Raw genomic sequence first — 17,874 nt, forward strand, 5'->3', positions numbered from 1 at the left:
TTGGAGTGTTCTATGAAACAAGATAAAACTGTTTTTTTCAGGCAAAGTGAACAGCTACCATTTGTCGAAATGCGTCAGGCATCCGCTTCGACGGCTTGTTATCACGCTCATTCACACGATGAGTTCTCATTTGGAGTTATTGACTCAGGGGTAGCCGATTATCAAAACCTCAATCAACGCTTGCGAATTGGTGCGGGTGATACCGTAACAATTAACCCTGCTGATGTGCACGCTTGTAATCCACATGAAGGTGACTGGTCATATCGAATGTTGTTTATTAAAGCAGATTGGGTAGGTCGTTTACAGTCTGAAATAGACGAGAAATTAAGTTGTGATTACTTGTCCTTTGCGGCTGTTTTTCATCGCTCTCCCGATGCTTATCAACAATTCCAACGTTTATTTAACGCCTTACAATATGAACAAAACCCGTTAAACGTTGAAACTGAATTGATTAACTACCTTCAGAGGTGCTTTTTTAGTGACGTCGATAAAAAGACAGATTTATCGCAGCTATCTCAGGTAAAAGCACAAATTGCAGATCAACTTGATATAAACCATTCCTTAACGGAGCTAGCAAAAACCGCAGGGTTAAGTCGATATCATTTAATTCGTAGTTTTAAACAACGTTATGGTTTATCTCCCCATGCTTTTCAGCTTGATGAGCGAATCAAAGCAGCCAAAACATTGCTTAAAAATGGGCATTCATTAATTGATACTAGCCATCAGTTAGGCTTTGCAGATCAAAGTCACTTACAACGAAACTTTAAAAAACGTTTAGCGGTAACGCCAAAACAGTATCAATCCTATTTTATTTAGCTGCTGACGACTAAAAGGCTGCTGGAACTAACGATAATGTTTGGCTAAATAAGGCATATGTATAAAAAACCTTAATATTTAGGACGATATTCGTTGAGCACCTGTTTTGCTTAAAATTTAATGGTAGTTGCTTATTTTAACAAACTGACCCTTTATCTAGATGTTGGCTATTGGAGTAACGTTGCGGGGGGCGACTAATTTTCCGGTATTATTAAGCAATTATAGGCAAATACGATGATTTATATTACTATTCAGCGAGTTTAGCGTGTTTTTTTAAAGGACTTTTATGAATAACCCATTTTCGCAAATCACAAGTGGCTCAAGAAGCTTACACGTACAGATTGCACGTGATATTGCGCGTAAAATCTTATCTGCTGAGATTCAGCAAGGTGAATTGATCGCTTCAGAAGTTATACTTTGTCAGCAATTTAATGTTAGCCGGACAGCACTACGTGAAGCGATTAAATTGTTAACCTCAAAAGGGTTGTTAGAATCAAAGCCGAAAGTTGGTACGCGTATTACTAATCGCGATAGATGGAACTTTTTAGATCCGCAATTGTTAGATTGGATTGCAGACATGGGAGATAATGAAGCCGTATATCATGAGTTCTTAGCATTACGTCGTGCCATTGAGCCGGCCGCCGCTGCATTAGCTGCTGTGAATGCGACTGCAGAGCAACGAATTTTATTGTCGGAAACCTTTCAAGAGATGGAAAAACTCGCCGAGGAGTTTGATGCAGTTCGTTGGACTGAGGTTGATACACAGTTTCATCGTTTAGTTTTTCTTTCAACTGGGAACGGTTTTTACCTGCCTTTCGCCAATATATTAGCAACCATGTTTAAACGCTTTATTGCTCACTCTTCTGAAGAAGGCGGGACTTGTCTGAAAGAGCATCGTGCAATCTATACGGCGATTATGTCTGGAAACGCAGAAAAAGCGAGGGAGGCGAATGTTAGCCTGTTACAAAACAGTAAGCACCGTTTACCTAGTTAACCTTAGTTCTAGACAAGCAAAGCGATACAATACCGCAATTTGCGCGAATTTCGGCGTTAAATCATCTACCAATAAGCGGTTATTGCGACGATAATTTGCTTTGAATTACGCAAAACTAACGGCACTGTATTATTAAACTAGCAACATCATGATTTTAAAAACTTTAACGCTTCCATTAACCAGAATTGAGGTTAGTTAAGCGTAAAGTGTCAATAACAGCTCACTTCTTTGAACAATAAAGTGAGCTGAAAGTTATTTTGGAAAATTATTTACGATTTCGACGGCTACGGCGACGGCGAGCTTCTTTTTTCGCTATTTTTTCTTCAGCCTGTTGTGCCATTAACTTCACCACTTCTACTTTTTCGATTTCAGCCATTTCAGGCGTTTCAACACTCAGCGGACCTAATGCACCAGAGCGTAGCTCATTTAATAAAATCGTTGATACTTTATAAATATCAAAATGGCCTCCTGCACGTAAACAACCACGTCGTTGTGCAATCGCTTCCATTAATTCGTGATCCGTTTGAGGTACTTCTTCAAGTTCGTAACGTGCCTTTAAACGTTCAGGATAATGTTTAATTAGGTATTCCGCTGCATAGTAGGCGATATCTTCATATTCAATGGCCGTGTCTTTAATGGCACCTGTCACTGCTAAGCGATAACCTGAATTTTGATTTTCTATTTTAGGCCACAAAAATCCCGGTGTATCACTGAGCATGATGCCACTAGGTAAACGAATTCGCTGCTGGTTTTTAGTCACCGCTGGCTCATTACCTGTTTTAGCGATAATGCGATCGGCTAGAATATTGATAATGGTTGATTTACCAACATTTGGAATGCCCATGATCATCGCGCGGATCTGCTTGTCTTGACTGAGTCTACTAGGCAACATCTGTTGGCATAACTTGGTTATCTGATGTACTTGCTCTGTTTTTGTCGTGGTAATAGCCAGTGCTTTGATACCTTCTTCCTGCTCGAGGTAGTCAATCCAAAGGGCTGTTATTTCAGGATCCGCTAAATCAGATTTATTTAGTACCTTGATACAGGGGGTTTTTTCACGAATAGAAGCTATCAATGGATTTTCACTACTATAAGGAATACGCGCATCAACCACTTCGATGATAATATCAACCTGCGGTAATACCTCTTTAATCTCTTTATGAGCCTTGTGCATATGCCCGGGAAACCACTGAATACTTGTGCTAGCCATTTTATTTACTGCCTTTTATATTTCTATCACTGGCTCATGGGGGTACTTAAATATGAGCTTCAATGAGTTGTTTTTGTTGGTTTCGGCTATTTTAACTGATGCGAAGTCATAGATACATTTAAATTGATAGCCTTTAGATTTGATTATCGGTGATCTATTTACTTCAATAGAGGGTATTATCTGCTTTAAAGGGCACATTTACGACAAATTGGAGGCAAACCGAGCATGTTAAACATGAATTTTGCAGAAAGGGTGGTTATCGATACCGCTAAACAAAAATGGATTGCTAGTCCTAAAAAAGGCGTATGGCGCAAACCTTTGGCGCGACAAGAGGCTGAGCAGGGACATGCTACAAGTATTGTTAAATTTGAACCTGGAGCAGAGTTTAGTGAGCATGATCATCCACTTGGCGAAGAGATTCTGGTGTTATCCGGTGTTTTCTCTGACCATACTGGGGATTATCACGCAGGGACCTATTTTAGAAACCCAAAGGGCTTTATTCATGCTCCATTTAGTCGTGAAGGTTGTACGATCTTAGTGAAGTTACATCAGTTTCAAACTGGCGATAACGCGCATGTGACGATTGAAACTCAAAGCAGGGCATGGCAACCAGGTATTGGTGGCTTGCAAGTGATGCCATTACATCAATTTGAAGGGGAGTCGACAGCATTAGTAAAATGGCCGGCTGGTGAACGTTTTCAGGGGCATCGTCATTTTGGTGGTGAAGAGATCTTTGTAATCAGTGGGGAGTTTATTGATGAACATGGTCGATACCCTGAAGGCAGTTGGATCAGAAGCCCACACCTTAGTGAGCATACTCCCTATGTTGAACAAGAAACACTGATATTAGTTAAAGTCGGCCACTTGTGATGTACATTCAACAGTAATATCGAAGGAAGCGAATAGCAGATCTATTTTACTGGTTACAATGACTGATCACTTCGTTGAGTTTTTGACATAGAAGCAATCAGTTACGTAAATTTTTGCCTTTAGCTAAGCCATTTTTATGGGGAATTTAGATCGCAGACTTAATTTGATTGGCATATTGAAACAATTAACCGTAAAACGAATTGTTTTTAAGGTGTTGAACATAGCTTTTGTTAAATGAAAGTGATAGTTTGCATTGCGACGCTAACTTACTTATTTTTTTCAACGCTCCCTCCAGTTTGGAACGATGTTTGTTCACAGTATTGGGTAGTAATTGTAAACGATATAAACTACTACTCTATTTCACAGGTAAAGCCATTAACTTCTTTGTTGATAATTTCGTAAGAATAATATTTTTTACATTGCACTTTATTAAGTAAGTTTTCCTGTGCAAAAAAAAGAGATCACATACATAATGAGATTGGCGTAAATTCAGTTTACACGCTAGCCAGAGTATAAAGGTTGTATATTTTTAAGCATCAGTTTGTTGCGCTAACAAGGGAATAACTCTCTGCTTTATTTATCATTTCATGGAAAAAGGAACGCCAATGTCGTTAGAAATTCTCGATTACATTGACAAAATAAACATTCACTTTGAGAAAGAACAAGATCTAACAGAGTTAATGAAGGAAATTGAACAAGGGTTCTCTGCGGAACAAATTTCAAACTTGTTAGAATCATTCCCGATTAAATTAAGAATCTTGGTATGGAAGCTAATTGGCGAAGAAACACAACAAAATGTGTTTATTGCGATGAAAAATGAGTCACGCCAGTTATTACTTTATGCATTAGATGATGTTGATTGTTTTCCGCTATTTACTAAATTAGACGCATTTAATCTTTTAGAATTATCTGAAAATCTAAATGATCGCTTTATTGATTTTGCTGTTAGTAATATGACCGCAAAACAACGCAGTTTATATAAAAAGTCATGCGACTATGCGCTTATTGAAGTTGGTCACTGGCAAAATTTTACTGAAATCCAAATTCCTCAGCGTTTAAAGCTCTCAGCGGTAAAAAAAGTCTGTGCGAAAAGTTTACCTGCATTTACCGATGTGGTTTATGTTGTTAATGATGTCGGTGCTTTAGTAGGCGAAATTGCGCTAAATAGCCTATTAAAATTAACCTCTGATGAGGAGTACAGAGCATTAATCACCCCGTCAGCTGAGGTTATTAATAGTACCGATAATATTAATGTGGCTTGTGAAAAAGTGATTGCATCTGCAAAGTCTGCATTACCAGTTATTGATGAAAATAACTGTTTAACAGGACGTTTGGACTTACCAACAGCTTACAAATACAAAGAGCAGGTAGTAGAAAGCCAATTAATTCAATCGGCAGGTTTAGTTGAAGAGGAAGATCTATTTAGTAATGTTTGGTTAAGTTCTAAAAACCGTGCTGTCTGGTTAGGCATTAATTTAGTGACTGCATTTTTAGCATCTTGGTTTATCGGTTTGTTTGAAGCAACCATTCAACAGGTTGTTGCACTTGCAGTATTAATGCCGGTAGTAGCATCGATGGGAGGGATATCGGGTAGCCAGACGATAACTTTAATTATTCGCGGTTTAGCACTTGGGCAAATAACCGACGCAAATAAAAAAGATATTGTTATTAAAGAGTTAAAAGTAGGTGCTATCAATGGTGTGCTATGGGCTGTTGTTATAGGGTTAATCACCTATCTATGGTTTGATACCTTCTTATTATCGGTGACCATTTTTATTGCGATATTGGGTAACATTGTCATTGCATCACTATCTGGTGTTTGGGTGCCATGGATTTTAACCAAGTTTAAAATAGACCCTGCATTATCAGGCTCCGTGGTATTAACTACAGTAACTGATATTTTTGGCTTTATTGTATTTTTAGGTTTAGGCAGTGTGCTACTACTATAAATCAGCTCCCTTCAATCAAAGCATCTTTATCAGGTGCTTTGTTTCTTTTTTCAAGTCAGTCATTCGAATTTAAACCTCAATCTGTGGAAACAGGTTAATCGTTTGTTCGATAACATCTACTTTTTGACTCTTCGCTAAATAATTTACGAAAATTTCACGACTAAATATTGGCGCATCTTGTACTAAATAAAGGTTATTATTTTGTATGTGGCTGAAACAGATCTGTCGTGGTAGATAAGCCGCGCCTCCTACGTTAAGAATAAAGTTAAGTGCTAGCATTGGCTGGCTCATATAATGCCTCGCTTCAGGAGCATCATCAAACTCTCTCAGATACTGCGCATTTACCGAATCTCCATAATCTACGAATACAAAATCGCTAATATCGTCAAGGTTGGTTGCTTGTTCAGGATCAGTTGTTACTAAGTGTAAGGGGACGCTGGTTACTTTTTCAGTTAATAGTTGCTCTGAAAAAATTGGCTCAAACATAAAAGCAATATCAATGACTCGATTTAACAGTTTTTTTCGCAATTCAGTTGGGCTGTAAGTGTTTGTTAATAAGCTAATATCTTCATAATTTCGATGAATCTTTTGTAACCAATTTTGTAACACAATATCCCATATAGTACTCATTGAACCAATAACTAGCTGTGTTGAGTGTTGTGATGTAATGCCAACATCTTGCTTAGTTTTCTGCCACATGAAAATAAGCTCATTAGCATGTTTGATTAAGCGGTGCCCTTCAGGTGTCAATTTTAAATGTTTTTTGGTGCGATCAAAAAGTAATACTCCAAGCTCATCTTCTAATAACTTTATACGTGCGCTTACAGCTGACTGAGTAATAAACAGATTTTCCGAGGCAATGCGAAAGTGCAGGGTACGACTTACTTCTAGAAACGTTTTTAATAGATCTATTTTCATATTCTTCTATCGTCCTTTAATCAAAAAAATTGATTACAAAACACTAAATAATTAATTTTATTATATTGGTTTTTGTTTATACACTCTATTGATAAATACAAAACATAAGTACTCATTAAAGAAAAGGTAAATCAAATGAAAGTAGCTATTTTATCAAGAAACAAAAATCTGTACTCGACGCGACGCCTAAAAGAAGCGGGCGAAGCAATGGGCCATGAAGTAGATATTATCGATACATTACACTGTTACATGGACATTACGAGTAGCCGTCCTACGGTGCGCTATCATGGTGAAGAGTTACCAAAATACGATGCGATTATTCCCCGTATTGGTGCTTCTGTTACATTTTATGGAACAGCGGTTGCGCGACAATTCGAAATGATGGGGACATTTAATGTTAATGAATCAGTTGCAATTAGTCGCTCTCGTGACAAATTACGTTCGATGCAACTACTTTCGCGCAAAGGGATTGGTATGCCACGTACTGGATTTGCTTGTAAGCCTGATAATATTAAAGATTTGATCAAAAATGTGGGTGGTGCACCGGTTGTGATCAAGTTGCTTGAGGGGACGCAAGGGATAGGGGTAGTACTCGCAGATACAGCTAAAGCTGCAGAAAGCATTATCGAAGCGTTCATGGGCCTTAAAGCTAATATATTAGTGCAAGAGTTTATTAAAGAAGCGGGTGGTGCAGATATTCGTTGTTTAGTCATTGGTGGTAAAGTAGTGGCCGCGATGAAACGCCAAGGTGCTGAAGGTGAGTTTCGTTCTAATCTTCACCGCGGTGGCTCAGCTGAAGTTGTTAAGTTAAGCAAAGAAGAACGCCAAACTGCTGTTAATGCAGCTAAAGTGATGGGCTTGAATATCTGTGGTGTTGATTTACTGCGCTCTCAAAATGGGCCAATGGTCATGGAAGTAAACTCATCTCCTGGTCTAGAAGGTATTGAAAAGGCAACAGGTAAAGATGTGGCTGCCTTAGTGTTCGATTTTATTGAAAAAAATGCTAAAGACCACCATAACAAAACTCGAGGTAAAGGATAAACGATGAAAGCATTACGTATAGGTGATTTTGATATTTTACCGGGCACTCAAAGAAAAATTGAGTTGCCTGTAGCGAAACTATATACCGATGCAAATGTTTCTTTACCTGTACATATCATTCGTGCAAAAAAGGACGGCCCTACCATTTTTATAAGTGCAGCCGTCCATGGGGATGAACTTAATGGAATTGAAATAATTCGTCGGTTAATTAATAAACCTAACTTTAAAGTGATTAGAGGAACAGTAATTGCTGTGCCTATGGTAAATGTTTATGGTGTTGTTAATCAGAGCCGATACATGCCTGATAGACGCGACCTCAATAGATGTTTTCCTGGATCGCCCAAAGGTTCATTAGCTGCGCGTGTTGCACATATTTTTTTAACGCAAATTGTACAGCACTGTGACTATGGCATTGATTTACATACTGGTGCTATTCATCGCTCTAATTTGCCTCAAATTAGAGGAGATATGAACGATGAAGAAACTAAATTGTTGGCGCAGGTATTTGCTGTGCCAGTTATTTTGCACTCTAATTTATTAGATGGTTCATTACGTGAGTCCGCGGTTAAAAATAAGACCAAGGTATTGCTGTATGAAGCCGGTGAAGCATTACGTTTTGATGATTTTTCTATTAATGCGGGTATTAAAGGCATTGAAAATGTATTGCGACATTTGAAAATGATGCCACAAAAACGTTCCAAGAAAAAATTGAAAGAGCCCTATATTGCGAATAGTAGTGGCTGGTTGCGTGCGAATGCGAGTGGGGTGGTTAATCACCTAGTCAAATTGGGTGACCAAGTCACGAAGGGGGATACCTTAGCGGAAATTGGTAGTCCCTATGGGGAAGTTTTAGGTATTGTTACCGCGAGTCGTTCTGGTATTTTAATTGGTAAGCAAAATATTCCTTTAGTGCAAGAGGGCGAAGCGATGTTTCATATCGCTTACTTTAAAGAAGATGATGAAAGCATTGCTGAGCATATTGAAAATGTACAAGAGTCATTAATACCCGAAGATCAATATTCAGATCCAAATATGTTGAGAGATTTATAATATGAAACCTAACGATAAAAAAATTATTGGCAGATTAGAGTCGATTGCATTACCTGAATTAGGCATCAGTGAATTAGAAGTCAGGGTGGATACAGGTGCTAAAACTTCATCGTTACATGTAGATAATATTGTTAAATATTTACATAAAGGTAAACCAAGCGTTAAGTTTGATATTCATCCAGATATTCATAATGTATCGCGTTTGATTTCATGCAAAGCGGTTATTAGTGATATTAGAAATATTAAATCATCAAATGGTGCTGCCGAACAACGCTATGTTATTAAAACTCCGATGGTGCTTGGCGACGAAACTTGGCCCATCGAGATAACCTTAACGGATCGTGCTGATATGAATTATCTGATGTTATTCGGACGAGAAGCGATTGGCGATAGACTATTAGTCGATGCCTCGCAGGTATTTCTGGCATCGATGGAGTATGAGTCCTAATGCTTCTTGCAATTTAAACTTTGTTAAGCACAAGGGGTTTTAATCGAAGTGGGCGGCGTGTTGCTTAGGGGGTGTTGCTCTTTGCCGTTTTAATTTTGTTCAACACGAGGTGTTTTGAGCAAGGCAGGCGGAATGTCGCTTAGTCATTCTAAGCAAGTTTCGTTTTGTATTGCGTACTGTTTGACGTAGTCAAATAGAGTAAGAGCATGTTGTGTTGAATTTAAAGGCCAACGTTTGTTGTAAAATAAACTTGAAAGCTAGTCATTGAAGCGCACTTCACCGGCATATTTACCACCTATTAGTAAAATGAACAGTTAAAAACACTCACTTCAACGCATTTAAAGCTTCATCGTAATCCATATCAAGTTAAATCTAATTACAGATTGAAAAAGAAATAATCTAGTGCACTATACTAACCGAGATGACCACTACTTATTTATGATGTAAGTGTGATTTTTTATTTCTTACAGCATGAGTTGATGGCTCTTTGGCCAATAATGCAAATCAATATTCTAAAAATAATAAATGGATTATAGATGTTAATCTTAGATACACGTACATTGCTGCTCGTTACCTCACTAATTTCCATTGGTTCAGCAATCGCCTTAGTAGCAGTCTGGCGAGCACAAACTCGACAAAATGGTGCCGGCTTCTGGGCAATCGGTATGTCTTTTGTTGCCATCGCAAGTTTATTCATTTCTGCGCGTGGTACTCTGTCAGATATTATAACGTTAGTACTTGCGAATACATTATATGTTTTGGGTTTTATATTGATAGCAAGGGGAGTACGAATATTTTGTGGTCATAAACCATTAATACGTTTAGATATATTCTTACCCCTTGCTTCCATGGTAGGTTTTTATTATTACAACTACATCGAACAAGATTTAAATGCGCGTGTGGTGATCATTTCATTTGCCTTTGTAATTGTCAGCACTAATGTTATCTATGCCTTATTAAGAGATAAAACAGCGCCATGGCGTAACGCTGGTTTTGCTACCGGATTGGTCTTTGTAGTGTTTGGCTTAGCGCATGCCATTCGCGGTGGAAACGCTTTGTTTTATGCAAATCAGCAACCCTTTATGGATCCTAGTTTAGCCTCTACCTTGGTCTTCTTAAGCAGTATATTTGTTATTGGGGGGACATCCATTACCTTGATCCTTTTAACCTATGCGGCCCTAGAGTCTGAGCTTCGTAATATCTCACTTGCAGTTAATCAATCCGCTTCTTCGGTTGTTATTACTAATACTGCTGGCAATATTGAATATGTAAACCCTGCTTTTAGCGAAAAAACCGGTTATCAAGAAAATGAAGTCATCGGTAAAAACCCTCGTATTTTAAGATCTAAAGAAACCGAACAGGAACAGTATGAAGAGTTGTGGCAACAACTTTCAGAAGGAAAAACCTGGCGGGGTGAATTTCATAATCGTAAAAAGAATGGAGATCTGTTTTGGGAGATAGCGTCCATTGCACCGGTTAAGCAACGAAATGGCACCATTAGTCACTATGTGGCGGTAAAAGAAGATATTACTGAACTCAAAGATGCTAAGGCACGAATAACTTATTTAGCAAACCATGATGCATTAACTGGATTGCCAACAAGGCGTTTAGCGACGGATAGATTAACCAAAGCTCTAGCTATTGCAAAACGTGATAAATCTAAAACTGCAATGATGTTTGTTGATTTGGATGGCTTTAAGGCCGTTAATGATTCATTAGGCCATGAAGCTGGTGATACGGTATTACAAGAAACGGCCAAACGTCTTTGTGATACGGTACGTGAGGTTGACACCGTTGCGCGGGTTGGTGGCGATGAATTTTGGATCATTTTAACTAATTTCAAGACAAAACGATGTGTTGAAAAAGTAGCTAACAAGGTGTTGTTTGCTTTAAATGAGCCATATTTTATTGATGATGTTGAGATAGAAATCAGTGCTAGTGTGGGAATTACACTATATCCTGATCATGCAACAACGCCTGAAAACCTCGTTAAGTTAGCTGATAAGGCGATGTATGACGTTAAAAATAAAGGTAAAAATGGCTATTCATTCTCAACAGCAGATTAGAAGCCGTTAAATGGAAAGCAAAGCTTGATGGTTTGCATTTAAATCAGTTGAAATTGCTCCTAACCTTTCTAAAAAAGTTAAGTATGGAATTGCTTTAAAAAGATAATCGGAATAAAAATGAACAACGATGAAATAATATTACACACCCAATGTTGGGTAAAAGATGTGATTGTAAAATATAATATTTGTCCCTTTGCACGTAAAGAAGTTGAAAGTGGTACGATTCATTATGCGGTTAGCAAGCACACCGATAAGGCATTGTTGCTGAGTGACTTGATGGTGCAATGCCAAAAATTAGATAAGCATCCTGAAATAGAGACTACCTTATTGATTATGCCTGTCGGATTGGAAGGCTTCTATGATTTTCTCGATTTAGTGGAGCTTGCCAATGATCTATTAGAGATGGAAAATTATGAAGGTGTTTATCAATTAGCCAATTTTCATCCAGATTACTGTTTTGCTGGAGAAGTGCAAAGTGAGCCTTCAAACTATACAAATCGCTCACCGTATCCTACATTGCATATTATTCGTGAAGAAAGTATGGAGTTAGCAATCAACAATCACCCTGATGTTGATGCGATACCTGATCGAAATATCGCTTTTGCTAATAAGAAAGGCAATCCATTTTTTGCCGATCTACTTGCTCGTTGTTTTCTAAAAAAGTAGTTGTATTTTTGTTTTACATCAAATACGAGTACTTAAATATCGATATAAAAACGTGATCTAACTTAAAAATATATAAATTGTATGATTTTTTAATTCAAATGTTGTGATCAATCTCCTTCCTGTGTAGTCTGTTTCCATAATTGGATGATGATTTTCATGATCTTGCTTTTTTAAACTATTTTTTCATATAGAGGATATCTGGATATGAGCAATAAGCTAATCCTTGTACTTAACTGCGGTAGTTCTTCACTTAAATTTGCCATCATTGATACTGTTACTGGCGATGAAAAATTAACCGGCCTTGCTGAATGTCTACATTTAGAAAATGCTTCAATTAAATGGAATTTAGAAGGTGTAAAAGGAAAAGCTGAGCTAGGCAAAGCTGCACATAAAGAAGCCCTTGCGTATATTGTAGAAGAAATTCTAGCGGGTAAATCGGAACTAAAAGATAACATTCACGCTATCGGACATCGTGTTGTTCATGGCGGAGAGAAATTTACTTCATCGGCAGTGATTGATGATGAATTTATGCGAGATTTAAAAACGATCACGTTGGCACCTTTGCATACACCAGCACATATTGAAGGTATCGAAGCTGCACAGCTTGCTTTCCCAACATTGCAAAATGTTGCTGTGTTTGATACTGCCTTCCACCAAACGATGACAGAAGAAGCCTACCTCTACGCACTACCTTACAAGCTTTACAAAGAACATGGTGTACGTCGCTATGGTATGCACGGAACAAGTCATTACTTTATTAGTCTTGAAGCTGCAAAAAGACTTAACAAACCTATTGATGAATTAAACATTATCAATTGTCACTTAGGCAATGGTGGTAGTGTTTGTGCAATCAAAAATGGTAAATCAGTAGATACATCGATGGGTATGACACCGCTAGAAGGCCTGGTAATGGGCACGCGTTGTGGTGATATCGATCCTGCTATTATCTTCCATCTTCATGATCAGTTAGGTTACACGATGGCTGAAATTGATAACATGCTGACAAAAGAATCTGGCTTATTAGGCCTGACAGAAGTGACCAGTGATTGTCGCTATGTTGAAGATAATTACCTAACAGATGACGCTGCTAAACGTGCAATGGAGCTTTACTGCTACCGTCTTGCAAAATCGATTGCTGGTTACACTGCTGCACTAGATGGGCGTTTAGATGCTGTTGTGTTTACAGGTGGTATTGGTGAAAACTCTGCGCCAATACGTGAATTAACGTTAAATCGCTTAAGCTTACTGGGTTTGACTATCGATACTGAAGCAAACTTAACCAATCGTTTTGGTAAAGAGGGGATTATTACTACACCTGAAAGTACCCCTGCTATGGTTATTGCAACGAACGAAGAGTGGGTTATCGCTAATGACACCCTTGCATTGACCACTGACTAGTCGCTCTTAAGCTACATTAATGTCTATCAGTAATGATTTAAGCCAGTATTTATACTGGCTTTTTAATGCCTGAATATTATTGCCTTTTATTTAAGCACGCATATGTCAAAGTGTGTCAATAATGAACCTTGACACAAATTGTCACAAAGCAATTCATTGTCGACAAACTCTAGACATAACATTTTGATTTAATATCTTATAGCATCACATAATCGTTCTGCGAACCTATAAATCATTCAATTAGAAGAAACACGCAATGACAATGAATAGACCTGCAATATTGACTGTAACCATTATTATTTTCACTACTTTAATCAGCTTAAACTCTGTCGCCAGGCCGAATACACAGAGTAAAGGGGCGACTGTGGTACCAATTTATAGTGAGTTAGTAGATTATCATGAAGTATCGCAACAGCTTTCATTGATCGGCAAGCTTCAGTCCGTACAGCATGTGAGTATCGCAACTGAAGTAACGGGTAAAGTAAGTAGTATCAACGTAAATGCCAACCAGCAGGTAAAAGAGGGACAAGTGTTGTTTAAGCTTGATGATAAAAAAGCGCAAGCTACCTTGTTAGAAGCAAAGGCTTTTTTAGTCGATGAGCAGCGGAAATTGAGCGAACACGAACGCTTAGTTAAGAGCAATACAGTAACGCAATCAGCACTTGATGCTCAAATGGTACAGGTCGATATTGGCAAAGCGCGTTTATCTGCACGCCAAACTGAATTGAACGATCATTATGTAAAAGCACCTTTTGCTGGCACCATTGGTCTTATAGACTTTAGTCGAGGTCAAATGGTATCACTTGGCAGTGAATTGATGACCCTTGATGATCTGTCCATAATGCAGCTTGACCTACAAGTACCAGAGCAATATTTGTCACAACTCTCAATAGGGATGCAAGTGGCAGCAACAAATCGAGCATGGCCAAATAGCCTTTTTAATGGCGAAATAGTCGCGATTGATTCACGTATTAATGAGGATACTTTAAATCTTCGAATTCGTGTTCAGTTTGACAATAAAGAGGGGCGCCTAAAACCGGGCATGATGATGTCAGCGAATATCGCCTTTGCTGCAATTAACGAACCTATCATCCCCGTTCAAGCTATTGAATATGCAGGCACTAAACGGTTTGTTTATCGCGTTACCTCAGACAATAAAGTACAACGCACAGAGGTGATACTTGGCGGACGAATTAAAGACAATGTGTTAATTGAGTCAGGCATTGAGGTTGGCGAGCGTATTGTGGTGCAGGGGCTTGTCAATATGTCAGACGGATTAACGATTAAAGATCTGAGTGTGCTAGATACAAAGGAGGCTAAATAATGTGGCTTTCTGATACGGCGGTAAAACGGCCGGTTGTTGCTATCGTTCTGAGCTTGTTACTGTGTGTATTTGGTTTAGTTTCCTTTGAAAAATTATCTGTGCGTGAAATGCCTGACATCGAAAGCCCTGTTGTTACAGTAATGACACGTTACGATGGTGCGGCAGCTGCCATTATGGAAAGCCAAGTTACCTCGGTGATTGAAGATCAAATCACCGGTATTAGCGGAATTGATGAAATTAAATCGGTGACGCGAAATGGCATGTCACGTATTACAGTAACCTTTGATTTAGGTTGGAACCTGACGGAAGGTGTCAGCGATATTCGTGATGCGGTTGAAAAAGCGAAACGAAACTTACCTGATCAAGCCGATGATTCTACTGTTTCCAAGAACAATGGTACTGGTGAACCCTCGTTATATATTAATTTGAACTCTAATTCGATGGACAGGGTGCAACTTACCGATTATGCGCAGCGCGTATTAGAAGATCGCTTTAGCTTGATCACCGGCGTCAGCTCGGTGAGTATCAGTGGTGGCCTATATAAGGTGATGTACGTCAAATTGTTTCCTGATCTTATGGCAGGAAGAGGAGTCACCAGTACTGATATTACCAATGCATTAAAAGCAGAAAATGTTGAAAGTCCGGGGGGAGAAGTGCGTAACGATACGACCGTGATGTCTGTGAGAACCGCGCGTTTGTATAATGCCCCTGATGATTTTGATTACCTTGTCGTGCGTCGAAGTAATGATGGTTCTCCTATCTATCTTAAGGATGTTGCGCAGGTCACTATCGGCGCTGAGAATGAAAACTCTTCGTTTAAAAGTAATGGTGAGGTTAATTTAAGTTTAGGCATTATTCCACAATCCGATGCTAACCCGCTTGATGTCGCATCAAAGGTACGTGAAGAGGTTGAAAAGATTCAAGCTTTTTTACCTGAAGGGACTTCTTTATATGTTGATTATGACTCTACTGTATTTATAGAAAAGTCGATTAAAGAAGTTTACAACACTCTCTTTATTACTGGGGCACTTGTGATTTTGGTGTTGTATATCTTTATTGGACAAGCTCGAGCAACGATTATTCCTGCCATCACCGTACCAGTGTCGCTTATCTCCTCCTTTATTGCAGCTCAATATTTTGGTTTCTCTATAAACTTAATCACCTTAATGGCCCTGATTTTATCGATTGGGCTGGTTGTCGATGATGCGATAGTGGTGGTGGAGAATATATTCCACCATTTAGAGCGGGGAGAGCCTCCGTTAATGGCTGCCTACAAAGGCGCGCGTGAGGTTGGCTTTGCAGTTGTTGCCACCACGTTGGTGTTGGTTATGGTATTTTTACCGATCTCATTCATGGAAGGTATGGTCGGTTTATTGTTTACCGAGTTTTCTGTGTTATTAGCAATGTCGGTGATATTTTCATCGTTGATTGCACTGACGTTAACGCCAGTATTAGGTAGTAAGCTTTTAAAAAATAAGACCCAACAAAGTCGGCTTAATAAAAAAGTAGAAGCATTATTTTCTCGTTTAGAATCAGGCTATAAAAAACTGGTTTGCCAAGCGGTAAAAAAACGCTTCATTGCCCCCTTTATAATACTTGGTTGTATCGTTGGTAGTTTTTTCTTAATGCAACAGGTTCCATCACAACTTGCACCGCAGGAAGATAGAGGGGTGATATTCGCATTTGTTAAAGGGGCTGAAGGGACAAGTTATAATCGTATGAATGTGAATATGGACATTGTCGAAGCGCGAATATTGCCTTTAGTAGGTCAAGGAGTTATCAAATCATTCAGCACGCAAGCCCCTGCATTTGGCGGTAATGCAGGCGATCAGACTGGCTTTGTTATCATGATCTTAGAAGATTGGGAAACAAGAACGGTCAATGCCAACCAAGCATTAGCGATGATTAATGCAGCGTTAAAAGACATTCCTGATGTGCGCGTTCGCGGTATGTTGCCGGGCTTTAGGGGAGGATCAAGTGATCCTGTACAATTTGTATTGGGGGGATCAGAGTATCCCGAGCTCAACCAATGGGCTGAAGTGCTTAAAGCTAAAGCCGAAGAAGCGGGGGTATTGACTGCTGGCGATATTGATTACTCAGAGAAAACACCTGAGCTGGTGGTGACCATGAATAAACAACTGGCTGCTGATTTAGGAATAAGCGTGGATGATATTTCAACCACACTGGAGGTCATGCTTGGCGGACGAACAGAAACCAGTTATATAGATCGTGGCGAAGAGTACGATGTTTATCTGCGTGGAGACGAAAATAGCTTCAATAACGCAGCCGATTTAAGCCAAATTTACATGCGTAGTAACAAAGGAGCCCTGATCACTTTAGATACAATCACTGAGGTTGAAGAGGTTGCTTCGGCAAGTAAGCTATCTCACTATAATAAGCAAAAGTCGATCACACTTGCTGGCAACATTGGCGAAGGTTACACCTTAGGAGAAGTCTTAGATTATTTAGATAAACTGGCAATTGAAACATTGCCAGATGATATCTCAATCTCCTATTCGGGTGAATCAAAGGAGTATAAAGAGAACAGTAGCAGTGTGTTGATAGTCTTTGGCCTTGCGCTATTAGTCGCATATTTAGTATTAGCCGCTCAATTTGAGAGTTTCATTAATCCGCTGGTAGTCATGTTTACCGTGCCGATGGGCGTTTTTGGTGGTTTTATAGGTTTATACTTCATGCAACAAGGGTTAAATATCTACAGCCAGATAGGCATGATCATGTTAATTGGCATGGTGACCAAAAATGGTATCTTAATCGTTGAGTTTGCTAATCAGCTGCGAGATCAAGGGCTTGAACTTGAACAGGCAATCATTAATGCCTCTGCGCGCCGATTACGTCCCATATTAATGACGGCATTTACGACACTAGCTGGCGCAATTCCGTTATTGTTGTCATCGGGTGCAGGTGCTGAAAGTCGAATTGCAGTGGGAACGGTTATCTTTTTTGGTATGGCGTTTGCGAGCTTTGTTACTTTATTTGTAATTCCGGCAATGTACCGTCTTATTTCCGGACATACCCACTCTCCGGGTTATGTTGAGGCGATGTTATCCGCTGAATTAGAAAAAGGTGCTAAAGAGAGATAGTACATAAATAGAAATAGTACATA

Annotated in this window: 14 protein-coding genes; 12 read left to right on the forward strand and 2 right to left on the reverse strand. The window is 39.0% G+C overall.

What is annotated here, in order from left to right; translation table 11 throughout:
• Positions 1–12 precede the first annotated feature (12 nt).
• Complete coding sequence (locus CW745_RS02795; protein ID WP_101106984.1) at positions 13–816, forward strand: AraC family transcriptional regulator; 804 nt, start codon at positions 13–15, stop codon at positions 814–816.
• A gap of 286 nt (positions 817–1,102) precedes the next feature.
• Positions 1,103–1,810, forward strand: a complete 708-nt coding sequence (locus CW745_RS02800) for a FadR/GntR family transcriptional regulator (RefSeq protein WP_101106985.1) — start codon at positions 1,103–1,105, stop codon at positions 1,808–1,810.
• A gap of 265 nt (positions 1,811–2,075) precedes the next feature.
• Here CW745_RS02800 and ylqF read toward each other — a convergent pair whose 3' ends face one another.
• On the reverse strand, positions 2,076–3,020 hold the full coding sequence (gene ylqF / locus CW745_RS02805) for a ribosome biogenesis GTPase YlqF (RefSeq protein ID WP_101106986.1): 945 nt from the start codon (positions 3,018–3,020) through the stop codon (positions 2,076–2,078).
• Positions 3,021–3,245: 225 nt separating this feature from the next.
• Here ylqF and CW745_RS02810 point away from each other — a divergent pair, with 225 nt between their 5' ends.
• Positions 3,246–3,890 carry a cupin domain-containing protein gene (locus CW745_RS02810; RefSeq protein ID WP_101106987.1) on the forward strand — a complete coding sequence of 215 codons (645 nt, stop codon included), beginning with the start codon at positions 3,246–3,248 and terminating at the stop codon, positions 3,888–3,890.
• 605 nt (positions 3,891–4,495) lie between these two features.
• Positions 4,496–5,839 (forward strand): magnesium transporter, encoded by a 1,344-nt coding sequence (locus CW745_RS02815; RefSeq protein WP_101106988.1) that lies wholly within the window; start codon positions 4,496–4,498, stop codon positions 5,837–5,839.
• A 69-nt stretch (positions 5,840–5,908) separates the two neighbouring features.
• On the opposite strand, the gene CW745_RS02820 is transcribed toward CW745_RS02815, so the two are convergent.
• Entirely contained in the window at positions 5,909–6,757 is an 849-nt protein-coding gene (locus CW745_RS02820) for a LysR family transcriptional regulator (protein ID WP_101106989.1), read from the reverse strand.
• A gap of 135 nt (positions 6,758–6,892) precedes the next feature.
• Here CW745_RS02820 and rimK point away from each other — a divergent pair, with 135 nt between their 5' ends.
• The 8 genes from rimK to CW745_RS02860 all read left to right on the forward strand — a co-directional run bounded on the left by rimK (position 6,893) and on the right by CW745_RS02860 (position 17,851).
• Positions 6,893–7,798: a 30S ribosomal protein S6--L-glutamate ligase gene (rimK, locus tag CW745_RS02825; RefSeq protein ID WP_101106990.1), complete on the forward strand. Its 906-nt coding sequence runs from the start codon at positions 6,893–6,895 to the stop codon at positions 7,796–7,798.
• Positions 7,799–7,801: 3 nt separating this feature from the next.
• Positions 7,802–8,848 carry a succinylglutamate desuccinylase/aspartoacylase family protein gene (locus CW745_RS02830; protein WP_101106991.1) on the forward strand — a complete coding sequence of 349 codons (1,047 nt, stop codon included), beginning with the start codon at positions 7,802–7,804 and terminating at the stop codon, positions 8,846–8,848.
• Between the two features lies 1 nt (position 8,849).
• Positions 8,850–9,296 carry a RimK/LysX family protein gene (locus tag CW745_RS02835; RefSeq protein ID WP_101106992.1) on the forward strand — a complete coding sequence of 149 codons (447 nt, stop codon included), beginning with the start codon at positions 8,850–8,852 and terminating at the stop codon, positions 9,294–9,296.
• Between the two features lie 536 nt (positions 9,297–9,832).
• Positions 9,833–11,362, forward strand: a complete 1,530-nt coding sequence (locus tag CW745_RS02840; RefSeq protein ID WP_101106993.1) for a diguanylate cyclase — start codon at positions 9,833–9,835, stop codon at positions 11,360–11,362.
• A gap of 117 nt (positions 11,363–11,479) precedes the next feature.
• Positions 11,480–12,028 (forward strand): DUF1415 domain-containing protein, encoded by a 549-nt coding sequence (locus tag CW745_RS02845; protein WP_101106994.1) that lies wholly within the window; start codon positions 11,480–11,482, stop codon positions 12,026–12,028.
• Positions 12,029–12,232: 204 nt separating this feature from the next.
• Complete coding sequence (locus CW745_RS02850) at positions 12,233–13,426, forward strand: acetate kinase (RefSeq protein ID WP_101106995.1); 1,194 nt, start codon at positions 12,233–12,235, stop codon at positions 13,424–13,426.
• Positions 13,427–13,682: 256 nt separating this feature from the next.
• Complete coding sequence (locus tag CW745_RS02855; RefSeq protein WP_274521221.1) at positions 13,683–14,750, forward strand: efflux RND transporter periplasmic adaptor subunit; 1,068 nt, start codon at positions 13,683–13,685, stop codon at positions 14,748–14,750.
• Positions 14,750–17,851, forward strand: coding sequence for a multidrug efflux RND transporter permease subunit (locus CW745_RS02860; RefSeq protein ID WP_101106996.1), 3,102 nt, complete (start codon positions 14,750–14,752; stop codon positions 17,849–17,851). The genes CW745_RS02855 and CW745_RS02860 overlap by 1 nt, the downstream gene beginning before the upstream one ends.
• Positions 17,852–17,874 lie beyond the last annotated feature (23 nt).

It is taken from the genome of Psychromonas sp. psych-6C06 (genome assembly GCF_002835465.1).
In the GTDB taxonomy this organism is placed as follows: domain Bacteria; phylum Pseudomonadota; class Gammaproteobacteria; order Enterobacterales; family Psychromonadaceae; genus Psychromonas.

Excerpts from the sequence above, each read along its gene's own strand:
- CW745_RS02820 (WP_101106989.1), bottom strand. The coding sequence starts at position 6,757 with ATGAAAATAGATCTATTAAAAACGTTTCTAGAAGTAAGTCGTACCCTG.
- CW745_RS02810 (WP_101106987.1), top strand. The coding sequence starts at position 3,246 with ATGTTAAACATGAATTTTGCAGAAAGGGTGGTTATCGATACCGCTAAA.
- rimK (WP_101106990.1), top strand. The coding sequence starts at position 6,893 with ATGAAAGTAGCTATTTTATCAAGAAACAAAAATCTGTACTCGACGCGA.
- CW745_RS02845 (WP_101106994.1), top strand. The coding sequence starts at position 11,480 with ATGAACAACGATGAAATAATATTACACACCCAATGTTGGGTAAAAGAT.
- CW745_RS02835 (WP_101106992.1), top strand. The coding sequence starts at position 8,850 with ATGAAACCTAACGATAAAAAAATTATTGGCAGATTAGAGTCGATTGCA.
- CW745_RS02850 (WP_101106995.1), top strand. The coding sequence starts at position 12,233 with ATGAGCAATAAGCTAATCCTTGTACTTAACTGCGGTAGTTCTTCACTT.
- CW745_RS02860 (WP_101106996.1), top strand. The coding sequence starts at position 14,750 with ATGTGGCTTTCTGATACGGCGGTAAAACGGCCGGTTGTTGCTATCGTT.
- CW745_RS02855 (WP_274521221.1), top strand. The coding sequence starts at position 13,683 with ATGACAATGAATAGACCTGCAATATTGACTGTAACCATTATTATTTTC.
- ylqF (WP_101106986.1), bottom strand. The coding sequence starts at position 3,020 with ATGGCTAGCACAAGTATTCAGTGGTTTCCCGGGCATATGCACAAGGCT.
- CW745_RS02840 (WP_101106993.1), top strand. The coding sequence starts at position 9,833 with ATGTTAATCTTAGATACACGTACATTGCTGCTCGTTACCTCACTAATT.
- CW745_RS02815 (WP_101106988.1), top strand. The coding sequence starts at position 4,496 with ATGTCGTTAGAAATTCTCGATTACATTGACAAAATAAACATTCACTTT.
- CW745_RS02795 (WP_101106984.1), top strand. The coding sequence starts at position 13 with ATGAAACAAGATAAAACTGTTTTTTTCAGGCAAAGTGAACAGCTACCA.
- CW745_RS02800 (WP_101106985.1), top strand. The coding sequence starts at position 1,103 with ATGAATAACCCATTTTCGCAAATCACAAGTGGCTCAAGAAGCTTACAC.
- CW745_RS02830 (WP_101106991.1), top strand. The coding sequence starts at position 7,802 with ATGAAAGCATTACGTATAGGTGATTTTGATATTTTACCGGGCACTCAA.